Here is an 11,819-nt window from a genome sequence, read left to right as displayed (position 1 = left end):
ATGGATGGATTTTTGAATGTATTAAAACCACCTGGTATGACGTCGCATGATGTTGTATCTTTTTTGAGGAAAAAATTTAATATAAAAAAGATAGGACATCTTGGGACACTTGACCCAGGAGCAGCTGGCGTCTTGCCTATATGTATTGGAAAAGCAACCAAATTATCCCAGTATGTAGTATCACAAAGCAAGACTTACAGGGCAGAGATAACTTTTGGATTTTCAACAGACAGTATTGACAAGTTTGGAAACATAACAAATGTAACACCTGTAAAAATTTTTACTATTGATAGAATACAAGAGGTTCTAGAGAAATTTAAAGGTGATATTTTACAGGTACCACCTATTTATTCTGCAAAAAAAATCAATGGAAAAAAACTTTATGAATATGCGAGAGAAGGCAAAAATATTGAAATTAAAGCTTCGCCAATAACCATATATGATATAAAACTTGTATCATATGATATACCGTACAGAATAATGTTTGATGTAAAGTGCTCAAAAGGCACATATATAAGAGCTCTTGTAAGAGATGTTTGTAATAAACTTAATATCGCAGGATATATGTCTATGCTGATTAGAATAAATGTTGGGCCATTTTCACTAGAAAATTCATACACATTAGAAGATATTAAGACTGATAAATACAAAATGATTGAAATGAGTAATGTTTTGCCATTTCCAGATATTCACCTTAATAATCTTGACTACAAAAAAATAATACATGGGCACCCGATAGAAAACAATTATTTAGACGCACATTCTAATTTTGTTAAACTGTATAATCCAGATAATTTGTTTATTGGCATTGGCAACGTAGATAATTCTAAAATATATGTTGAAAGATTATTATTTGGAGCTGATGACTAATTGGTAATACTCGATGAATATAACATAAAAAAGTATAATGATAAAAAGGTGATCGCTCTTGGAAATTTCGATGGAATTCATCTTGGACATCAAGAATTAATAAAAAAAGCCATTGAATTATCTAAGGTTAACAATATATCAAGCTCTGCTTTTACGTTCAGACAGCATACAATGAAGACGATATGTAAAAAAAATTTCCCTAAACTGTTAATAACTAATAGAAAAAAATTAGAGGAATTCTCTAAGTTTATGCTCGATTATGCCATAATTTTTGACTTTAATAAAGATTTTTCATTACTCTCGCCTGAAAATTTTATTAAGGATATTCTCATCGACAAATTAAATATGAAAATTGCTGTAGTAGGAGAAAATTATAGATTTGGTTATAAAGCCAGTGGTGATATTCAGTTGCTTAAGAGTTTTTCTAAAATCTATGATTATAAAGTTGAAGTCATTGAACCTGTGAAGTTGAATAAAATCATAATTAGCAGCAGTTATATACGCTCTTTGATTCAAGAAGGTAAAATTGAAGAAGCCAACAAGTGTCTTGGAAGATATTTCAGCTTAGAAGGTTATGTTACAAGCGGGAGAAAAGTAGGGAGAAAGCTAGGATTTCCAACTGCAAATATAAGTATTGATAGAGATTATATCATTCCTTTAAATGGTGTATATCTAACAAGAGTAAAAATACTTAATAAATATTTTTTAGGTATAACGAACGTTGGTATTAATCCTACTTTTAATGTCAATAACTTGTCTGTAGAAACATACATAGTAGATTTTAATGAAAATATTTATGGTATGTTTATAGAAGTTGAATTTATTAAGCGCATACGCGATGAAATAAAATTTAATAGTGTAGAAGAACTCATAGAACAGATGAAAAAAGATTATGTATTTGCAAAATCTCATAAATATATTTTACATAATTAAATTTTTATGATAAAATTATATCCGTAATTACCATAGCTTTGATATACGTTCACCGGCGTTATCAATGCTATTTGGCGAATTTAAAAGCGGAGGTGAAATCATGTTAAACAAAGAAAGAAAAAATGAAATTATTGCACAAAACAGAATCCATGAGAAAGATACTGGTTCTCCAGAAGTTCAGATTGCATTACTTACTGAGAGAATTAATTCTTTGAATGAACATTTAAAAGTTCATAAAAAAGATCATCATTCAAGACGTGGCTTGCTTAAGATGGTTGGTCAAAGAAGAGGATTATTAAATTATCTAATGAAGAAGGATATGGACAGGTACCGTGCCATCGTTGAAAAGTTAGATTTAAGAAAATAGAGCGGGTAACCTCGCTCTTTTTTCTGTATTAAAGCTTTTGTTAAATGGAAAAATATATTAAGGTTGAAAGGAGGATAATATGGAAAGAAATTTCGAACTTGATCTTGCTGGGAAAAAATTAATAGTCCAAACTGGAAAACTGGCACAACTAGCTAATGGTAGTGCACTTGTCAGATATGGTGATACTGTGGTATTAGTGACGGCTTGCGCTTCAAAAGAGCCAAGGGAAGGCATTGATTTTTTTCCGTTAAGCGTTGATTATGAAGAGAGGCTGTATTCTGTAGGTAAAATACCAGGAGGTTTTATTAAACGAGAAGGTAAACCCACAGAAAAAGCAATTTTAACATCAAGACTAATAGACAGACCTATAAGGCCATTGTTCCCACATGGCTATAGAAATGATGTACAAGTTATTGCTACCGTTTTGTCTGTTGATCCTGATGTACAGCCAGAGATTGTAGCTATGATAGGGTCTTCGGTTGCATTATCTATATCAGACATTCCGTTTAATGGCCCTACGGGTTCAGTGTCGGTAGCATTAGTTGACGGAAAATTTATAATTAATCCTGATTTGGCTACAAGGGAAAAAAGCGATCTTCATTTGACTGTTTCTGGTACAAAAGACGCTATTATGATGGTTGAAGCAGGTGCTAATGAAGTTCCTGAGGAAGTAATGTTAGATGCAATTATGTACGCTCATGAGTACATAAAGAAAATAGTAGAGTTTATAGAAGGCATTGTAAAAGAAGTAGGACTTCCTAAAGCAGAAGTAACTATACATGAAATAGACAGTAATTTAGAACATCTTGTAAGAGAATTTGCAACAGAAAAAATATATAATGCACTTAGGACAGAGGAAAAAAAGGAAAGAAATGACAACATAGACAAAGTAGAAGAAGAAGTACTAGAGCATTTTAAAGATGAGTATCCAGACAACCTTGCTGATATCGATGAGGTCCTATACACAATTACAAAAGAACAAATGCGAAAAATGATCACTGAAGAAAAAATAAGAGTAGATGGAAGAGGACTTGATGATATAAGGCCTATAACTTGCGATGTGGGAGTTTTGCCTAGGACACATGGCTCAGCAGTATTTACTCGCGGACAAACACAGGTGATGACAGTTGCAACATTAGGACCGCTTGGAGATATACAAATATTAGATGGATTAGGTGATGAAGAATCTAAGCGATATATGCATCATTACAATTTTCCTCCATATAGTGTTGGTGAGACAAGACCATTAAGAGGTCCTGGAAGAAGAGAAATCGGACATGGTGCGCTAGCAGAAAGAGCACTGGAGCCTATGATACCATCCGAAGAAGAGTTTCCATATACAATAAGATTAGTATCGGAGGTACTAAGTTCAAACGGCTCTACTTCTCAAGCAAGTGTATGCGGAAGTACGCTGGCACTTATGGATGCTGGTGTACCGATTAAAGCGCCTGTTGCAGGTGTTGCTATGGGACTTATTAAAGAGGGTGAAACGGTATCGATTCTGACAGACATACAAGGAATAGAAGATTTTCTTGGTGACATGGATTTTAAAGTTGCTGGTACCGAAAAAGGAATAACAGCAATTCAAATGGATATAAAAATTGCTGGTATTGACCGCGACATTTTATCAGCAGCACTAGAAAAAGCACGAAAAGGTAGACTTTTTATTTTGAATAAAATGCTAGAAACAATAAAAGAGCCTAGAAAAGAATTATCTCCTTATGCTCCAAGAATAATTAGCTTAAATGTAGACCCTGAAAAAATAAGAGATATAATTGGAGCTGGTGGTAAAACAATAAATAAAATAATTGCTGATACAGGTGTCAAAATAGACATAGAAGATGATGGACGAGTATTTATATCATCTACTGATTTAAAAGCAGGCGAAAAAGCCAAAATGATTATCGAAGCAATAACAAAAAATGTAGAAGTTGGTGCAATATATTTAGGAAAGGTTACTAGAATTGCTTCATTTGGTGCATTTGTTGAGATTGCACCTGGTAAAGAAGGATTGGTGCATATTTCAAAACTAGATAAAAAACATGTAAATAAAGTTGAGGATGTTGTAAACATAGGAGATGAAATTTTAGTAAAAGTAACTGAGATTGATAAACAAGGGCGAATAAATTTATCAAGGAAAGATGCTTTGCCAGACGAACCTAAAAATGACAAGGAAATGTAAAATGCATAAACCACTTATGGTTTATGTTTTTTATTTAATAAAAATGTAATATATGTTAACACCATCTAATAAAATTTAGTAAGAAAATAGATAAGGTGGTGTTAGCATTGAAAATATATTATATAAAATACCCTAAGAAACCTACAATTTTGTTGATTTTAGTAATAATTATTGCAATAATTTTGTTAGGTATTTTAATTAATCATTCTATAGCTACATTTAACACAAATGATCCTATATATAAAGGAGATGCTAATGAAAAAAAGATAGCTTTTGCGTGCAATGTAGCATGGGGAAATGAATATATTCCTAAAATGCTAGAAATTTTTAAAGAAAATAATGTAAAAATAACTTTTTTCTTTGAAGGACAATGGGCAGAAAAGAATCCAGAAATAGTTAAACAGATTTCAAAAGAAGGGCATGAAATTGCAAGTCATGGATATACCCATGTTAAATATACACAGTGGAGTAAGGAAAAATATGCAGAAGATATTACTAAGGCTGGAGATGTTCTTAAAAAAATAACTGGTGTTAAACCCAATCTCTTTGCTCCACCATATGGCGATTTCAACGATGACGTTGTAAAGACCGTCGAAAATCTGGGATATAAGGTTATTCTTTGGAGTCTTGATACAATTGATTGGAGTAACCCAGGAGTTAACAATATTATTGACAGAGTTGTAAAAAAAGCACATAATGGAGCAATAGTATTAATGCATCCGACTAAAGGAACAGTAGAAGCATTACCTACTATTATAAAAGATTTAAAGGAAAAAGGTTATGTAATTACTAACGTTTCAAATATTTTAAAATAATCTAATCAAGGAGGTAGTAAATGTATATACAAAAGAAGATTAATGATATAGACGTAGTAGCATATAGAATGCCATACGTAAGCTCAGTCTATATAGGAATATGGCTGAAAGTAGGTTCACGGCATGAAAAAAAAGAACAAAATGGTATATCTCATTTTATCGAGCACATGGTGTTTAAAGGCTCAAAAAGAAGAAGTGCTAAAGACATAGCAGAAGAAATTGATAACATTGGAGGGCAGCTAAATGGTTTTACAGGGAAAGAAAGTACATGTTTTTATGTAAAAGTATATAAATCATACATAGAAAAAGCAATTGATGTACTTTTTGACATGGTATTTAATCCTTTTTTCAAAGATGACGATATAGAAAAGGAAAAGAAAGTAGTTATCGAAGAAATAAACATGAATAATGATTCTCCAGAAGACCTTGCATATGATATGCTGTCAAGCCTTGTTTGGAATGGCAATTCATTATCATATCCGGTTCTTGGAACAGAAGATACTGTAAAATCTTTTGATAAAGACATGTTAATAAAATATTATAAAAACAATTATATAAAAGAAAATATTGTCATTTCTATTGCTGGAAATTTTGATGATTCAATATTTGATTCTATTGCCGAAAAAACAGCAGAAGTAATTTCTTCAAAGACAGAAATGCTTTTAGAAAAACCTAACTGGAACAAAGGAATTATATTAAAAAGCAAAGAATATGAGCAGATAAATATATGTATAAGTATGCCCAGTATAAAATATTCATTTGAAAATATATATTCTTTATCTATTATTAACAATGCATTTGGAGGTGGTATGAGTTCTAGACTATTTCAAAAAATTCGCGAAGAAAAAGGGCTTGTATATTCAATATATTCATATCCTTCTACATATATTGATACTGGAGCATTTACAATATTTGCTAGCACATCAATCGAAAATTTAAAGACAGTATATGAAATAATTAGAGATGAAATATACAGCGTAAAAGAAAATGGTTTTTCAGAAGATGAAATCGACAAATTTAAAGAACAACTAAAAATAAGTATTTTAATGGATATGGATAACATCAGCAGCAGAATGTCTGTAATGGGAAAGTCACTTCTTTTTCTGAGGAAAATTTACACTGTTGATGATATAATAAATAAAATAAAGTCTATTGAACATGAAGATGTAAATAATCTTGCAAAAAAAATATTTAATATAGGTCAATTAGGAATTTCTATAGTAGGAAATATAAATAAAAAACAGATAGGATGGTTGAAAATTGAGTAATAAAATTGTACTTAAAATAAAGAAAACCGATGATGCTTTAGATTTGCCTCTACCAAAATACATGAGCAGTGGTGCTGCAGGCATGGACCTGTATGCAAAAGTTAAAGAAGATGTAATAATAAAACCAGGCGAAATTAAATTGATTGAAACAGGTATAATGATACAATTACCCGAAGGTTATGAGGCACAAATTCGTCCAAGAAGTGGACTTGCGCTAAAAAATGGTATAACAATGTTAAACTCACCAGGCACTATTGATTCCGATTATAGAGGTGAAATTAAATTGATAATCATTAATTTAGGAAAATCAGACTTTATCGTAAAAAGAGGTGTTAGAATTGCACAAATGATTATAAACAAAGTAGAAACACCCGAAATACTAGAAGTATCCGAATTGGATGATACTAAAAGAGGTGAAAATGGTTTTGGCCATACAGGACTATAATTTTATGGAGATGATAAAATGCGGTTAAGTGAATTTGGTAATAAAGAAATCGTCAATTTAAATGACGGCAAAAGACTTGGCTTGATAGAAGATTCAGATCTTATAATAGATGAAAATACAGGGAAAATAAATTCAATTATTGTTTACGAATCAAAAGGTTCTCTTTTTAGAAGTAAACCTAATTACGTAGAAATACCTTGGGAATACATAAAAAAAATAGGCAACGATATGATAATTGTCGAAGTTGAACTCGATAAGATGAGAAAATTTTTTTGATGGTGGAAATGTACTTTCCTTTATTAACACAATAAAGTATAATATTATTAAAATGATTTTTTATTTGGCATGACATTTAATGAAAGGGTGGTTAATACGAACATCTTAGTTCAAAAATTTGGTGGCACGTCAGTATCAACAGCTGAAAGAAGAAATATGGCAGTTTCAAAAGTAGGAGATGCTATTGAACAAGGATTTATGCCTGTTGTTGTAGTATCAGCTATCGGAAGAAGTGGAGATCCTTATGCAACTGATACATTGATTAACTTTGCAAAATCCATATATAAGGATATGCCAAAAAGAGAACTTGATATATTAATGTCCTGTGGTGAAATCATTTCAAGTGTAATTTTTGCCAATACATTAATGAGCAAAGGCTATAAATCAAAAGTTTTTACTGGAGGACAAGCAGGAATCATTACAGATAATAATTTTGGAGATGCAGAAATAATTAGAGTAGAGCCGCAGTACATTCTCGATGCTTTAAATCAAAATATAATTCCTGTTGTGGCCGGTTTTCAAGGAATAACAGTAGATGGTGATGTGACAACATTAGGTAGAGGTGGCAGCGATACAACTGCTGCACTGCTGGGGGAAGCATTGAAGGCATATGCTGTTGAAATTTATACAGATGTAGATGGCATTATGACTGCAGATCCTAGAATCGTATCTAATGCACATATACTAAAGCGAATAAGCTATAATGAAGTTTTTCAACTAGCAGAACAAGGCGCTAAAGTTATACATCCACGCGCAGTAGAAATCGCAATGAGAGGCAATATACCGTTGATAATAAAAAATACAATGAGTGATAGCCCTGGAACCATAATTACTCAATATAACAATGTTTATAATAATATTTATGAGTCTGATAATCTTGTTACAGGAATAGCAAATATGAATAACAGAGTTCAAATTATTATGGATTTAGATAAAGATGATAAAGATATATTTGGGAAGATTGCAGAAGAAAAAATCAGCATTGACTTAATAAATGTCTTTCCTGACAAAAAAATATTTACTATTTCTGAATTTGATTTAACAAAATTAGAGCAGTTATTAAATGAAAATCAAATAAAATACGAAAAAAGAAAAAATTGCAGTAAAGTTTCAATAATTGGCAACAGAATTCGTGGTGTGCCAGGTGTCATGGCAAGAATAATAAAATCATTATCTGAAAATGGCATTGAAATTTATCAAACGTCTGACTCTCATAACACTATATCGTGCCTTGTAAGTCAAGATAAAGCAGATAAAGCTGTTAAAGTTTTACACGATGAATTTAAGCTAGAAAATTACAATTAGCGCATAATATGCGCTAATTTTTTTATACTAAACTTATAGGAGCGTGATAAAATGAATACATTTAAAAATGACGACTTGCCTCCACAAACGAATACAGCAGTACAACAGAACATACAGAGTTTTGGACAAACAAATTTACCAAACTTCGAAAGTAGTATACATTGTCTTACAATAATCGGTCAAATTGAAGGGCACCTTATTTTGCCACCACAAAATAAAACAACAAAATACGAACATATAATTCCACAGTTGGTAGCTATCGAAGAAAATCCTCAAATAAAAGGCCTTTTGATACTCTTAAATACAGTAGGCGGTGATGTTGAAGCAGGATTAGCAATAGCGGAAATGATATCTAGCTTATCGAAACCAACAGTATCAATTGTATTGGGTGGTGGACATAGTATAGGAGTGCCTCTAGCAGTGTCGTCTAATTATTCTTTTATAGTACCAAGTGCAACAATGACGATCCATCCTATAAGGATGACAGGATTAGTAATAGGAGTACCTCAAACATTTGACTATTTCAACAAAATGCAGGACAGAATAGTTGAGTTTGTGATAAGAAATTCAAGAATTAAAAGAGATGCTTTTATGAATCTTATGCTAAAAATAGGAGAATTAGCAAATGATGTGGGTACCATTTTAGTAGGTAAGGAAGCTGTAGATTATGGACTAATTGATGAAGTTGGAGGTGTTTCTGAAGCAATAAATAAACTTCAACAGTTGATTAAAGAAAAAGAAAATAAAAGGTGATATGTAATGTTATATACAATAATACCATATGAGCTTATATTTGAACATCGCGATAATACAAAAGATAATATTATTGAAATAAATATAGAAGGAAAAATGTTTCTTTTAGAAAAAGAAGAAAACAGTTATAAAATTATAAGATTATATTCAACAAATCCGAATGATTATTTAGAAACTAAATATATGCCAGGAAATACAATCGATTTTAAAAAAATATAAATTATGCTATAATAGATGTGCTAAACACATCTATTTTTTTGATAAAAAGGATTTTGATGAAAGATGTAGAATTAATTATTGGGTGATAATAATGAAAGCAAAAACAAAAAACAATTTCCGCGATGAAATACTTGGTATAATATTTTTGACTTTTTCAATTATTTCATTAATTAGCCTTTATTCAGATACGACTGGTATTGTGGGAAAAGAAATAGTAATTTTATTAAAAAGTTTATTTGGCATTGGATCATATGCTTTATCTTTATTAATTTTTGTATATGCATTATTTCTTTTATTTAAGAGCAAAGACTTTTTAGATTATAAGAAAATTATTTATCTATTAATTATATTTTTATGTTTCATAAGTATGGCTCAAATATATTTGTATCATGATACTGGACTTTTTAAAAATTACGTTTTAGAAAGCATAAAATATGGCAATAAAAACTCAGGTGGCGGTGCAGTTGCTGCTATTATTGTATTTGCACTTATTAAGTTTTTAGGAGTAGTAGGCAGTTGGTTACTATTAATCGCTACTTCAATTATTTGCGGCATGATTCTTACAGATATCTCTTTCATCGAATCTATGAAAAGTTTATATAAATACATATTTAAATTTATAGACTTATACAAAAGCAAAAAAGATTTATTAAAAATAGAAAATAATGACAATATACCAACAACAATAGAAAAAGAGCTTATAAGTAAAAATGAAAGAGAAAAAATAAAAAATAACAAGGAAGAAGAATTAAAAATCATCCAACCGGTTTTTGAAGAAAAAGTAAATCAGATAGAAAATGATATTCAATCAACAAAAAAAGAAAGTAAGGAAAAAACAAAAGAAAATTATATTTTTCCTCCATTAACTTTGTTGAAAGAAGGTACACCACAACAAAAACTTAATAATAATTTGATAATAGAAAACGCTAGAAAATTAGAGCAAACTCTGAAAAACTTTGCTATTGATGCAAAAGTAGTCCAGGTCAGCAGAGGACCAGCCATTACAAGATTCGAAATACAGCCAAGTCCTGGTGTTAAAGTCAGTAAAATAGTTAGTTTAACTGACGATATTGCATTAAGCCTTGCGGCACCATCTGTAAGGATTGAAGCGCCAATTCCGGGGAAATCTGCTGTTGGCATTGAAGTACCAAACGAAAAGATATCGGTTGTAACCCTTCGAGAAGTTCTAGATACGAAAAAGTTTAGAGATAGCAAATCAGATTTAACAATAGCACTAGGCAAAGATATTGCTGGAAATATAGTTGTTGCTGATCTATCTAAAATGCCACACTTATTAATAGCTGGTGCTACAGGTTCAGGGAAAAGTGTCTGTATAAATACATTGATTGTAAGCCTCTTGTTTAAAGCTTCGCCAGATAAAGTAAAGATGATATTGATAGATCCAAAAGTTGTTGAATTAAACATATATAATGGGATTCCACATTTGCTTACACCTGTTGTTACTGATCCTAAAAAAGCTGCAGGTGTTCTTAACTGGGTTGTCAACGAAATGACAGAAAGGTATAAAACTTTTGCAGAAAACAATGTTAGAGATATTGAAGGGTATAATAAGATACATGGCGTCAATGCAATGCCTAAAATAGTCGTTATTGTTGATGAATTGTCAGATCTTATGATGGTATCACCTGCCGAAGTAGAAGAATATATATGTAGATTAGCACAGATGGCAAGAGCTGCTGGTATATATTTAGTGATTGCAACACAAAGACCTTCAGTAGATGTAATAACAGGTGTTATAAAAGCAAATATACCATCACGAATATCTTTTGCAGTTACATCTCAAATAGATTCGCGAACCATATTGGATATGGCAGGTGCAGAAAAATTGTTAGGGAAAGGAGATATGCTCTATTATCCGATTGGTGAATCAAAACCAATACGCGTTCAAGGTGCTTTTATATCTGATAAAGAGGTAGAGGGTATAGTAAACTTTTTAAAAACAAATACATCAGAGCCAAAATATGAGGAAATATTTATTGAGCCTAAAAATTCATTAAATAAAGATATAGAAGAAGATGAATTAATGAACGATGCAATTAATATTATTGTAGAAACGGGACAAGCTTCTATATCAATGTTGCAAAGAAGGCTTCGAATAGGGTATGCCAGAGCAGCTAGAATAATTGATCAAATGGAACAAAAGGGAATCATAAGCGGTTATGATGGTTCTAAACCAAGGCAAATATTGCTTTCAGAAGAGGAAATAAAAAAGATAACGGGTAGATAATATTCTTTACAATATGATTTATATAGTATATACTTTTCTTTGTAAATAAACATCATGCTTTGACAGCATCACGATAAACGAAAACTATCACGATAGACAGTAGGAATCGTGGTATAATTAGAGTGTACGGCACAGAGA

At 31.2% G+C, this 11,819-nt stretch carries 12 protein-coding genes; all 12 read left to right on the top strand.

Annotation, left to right across the window (positions count from 1 at the left end):
• Nucleotides 1-870: a tRNA pseudouridine(55) synthase TruB gene (gene truB, locus J2Z80_RS13260; protein WP_209454813.1), complete on the top strand. Its 870-nt coding sequence runs from the start codon at nt 1-3 to the stop codon at nt 868-870.
• Nucleotides 871-1,803, top strand: a complete 933-nt coding sequence (locus tag J2Z80_RS13255) for a bifunctional riboflavin kinase/FAD synthetase (protein ID WP_209454812.1) — start codon at nt 871-873, stop codon at nt 1,801-1,803. It abuts the gene before it with no gap.
• Nucleotides 1,804-1,903: 100 nt separating this feature from the next.
• Nucleotides 1,904-2,170 carry a 30S ribosomal protein S15 gene (gene rpsO / locus J2Z80_RS13250; RefSeq protein ID WP_013297885.1) on the top strand — a complete coding sequence of 89 codons (267 nt, stop codon included), beginning with the start codon at nt 1,904-1,906 and terminating at the stop codon, nt 2,168-2,170.
• 79 nt (nt 2,171-2,249) lie between these two features.
• Complete coding sequence (locus J2Z80_RS13245) at nt 2,250-4,352, top strand: polyribonucleotide nucleotidyltransferase (protein WP_209454811.1); 2,103 nt, start codon at nt 2,250-2,252, stop codon at nt 4,350-4,352.
• 167 nt (nt 4,353-4,519) lie between these two features.
• On the top strand, nt 4,520-5,167 hold the full coding sequence (locus J2Z80_RS13240) for a polysaccharide deacetylase family protein (protein ID WP_398506857.1): 648 nt from the start codon (nt 4,520-4,522) through the stop codon (nt 5,165-5,167).
• Nucleotides 5,168-5,187: 20 nt separating this feature from the next.
• Nucleotides 5,188-6,435 carry a M16 family metallopeptidase gene (locus tag J2Z80_RS13235; RefSeq protein ID WP_209454809.1) on the top strand — a complete coding sequence of 416 codons (1,248 nt, stop codon included), beginning with the start codon at nt 5,188-5,190 and terminating at the stop codon, nt 6,433-6,435.
• On the top strand, nt 6,428-6,880 hold the full coding sequence (gene dut, locus J2Z80_RS13230; protein WP_280953200.1) for a dUTP diphosphatase: 453 nt from the start codon (nt 6,428-6,430) through the stop codon (nt 6,878-6,880). The genes J2Z80_RS13235 and dut overlap by 8 nt, the downstream gene beginning before the upstream one ends.
• 18 nt (nt 6,881-6,898) lie before the next feature.
• Nucleotides 6,899-7,156 (top strand): YlmC/YmxH family sporulation protein, encoded by a 258-nt coding sequence (locus J2Z80_RS13225; RefSeq protein WP_209454808.1) that lies wholly within the window; start codon nt 6,899-6,901, stop codon nt 7,154-7,156.
• A gap of 69 nt (nt 7,157-7,225) precedes the next feature.
• Entirely contained in the window at nt 7,226-8,461 is a 1,236-nt protein-coding gene (gene dapG / locus J2Z80_RS13220; RefSeq protein ID WP_209454807.1) for an aspartate kinase, read from the top strand.
• A gap of 51 nt (nt 8,462-8,512) precedes the next feature.
• Nucleotides 8,513-9,214 (top strand): ClpP family protease, encoded by a 702-nt coding sequence (locus tag J2Z80_RS13215; RefSeq protein ID WP_209454806.1) that lies wholly within the window; start codon nt 8,513-8,515, stop codon nt 9,212-9,214.
• Nucleotides 9,215-9,220: 6 nt separating this feature from the next.
• Nucleotides 9,221-9,433, top strand: coding sequence for a YlzJ-like family protein (locus J2Z80_RS13210; protein WP_209454805.1), 213 nt, complete (start codon nt 9,221-9,223; stop codon nt 9,431-9,433).
• A gap of 91 nt (nt 9,434-9,524) precedes the next feature.
• Entirely contained in the window at nt 9,525-11,681 is a 2,157-nt protein-coding gene (locus J2Z80_RS13205) for an FtsK/SpoIIIE family DNA translocase (RefSeq protein ID WP_209454804.1), read from the top strand.
• Nucleotides 11,682-11,819: the final 138 nt, after the last annotated feature.

The organism is Thermoanaerobacterium butyriciformans, assembly GCF_017874545.1.
Lineage (GTDB): Bacteria > Bacillota > Thermoanaerobacteria > Thermoanaerobacterales > Thermoanaerobacteraceae > Thermoanaerobacterium > Thermoanaerobacterium butyriciformans.
This window is presented reverse-complemented; position numbering and strand designations above follow the sequence as displayed.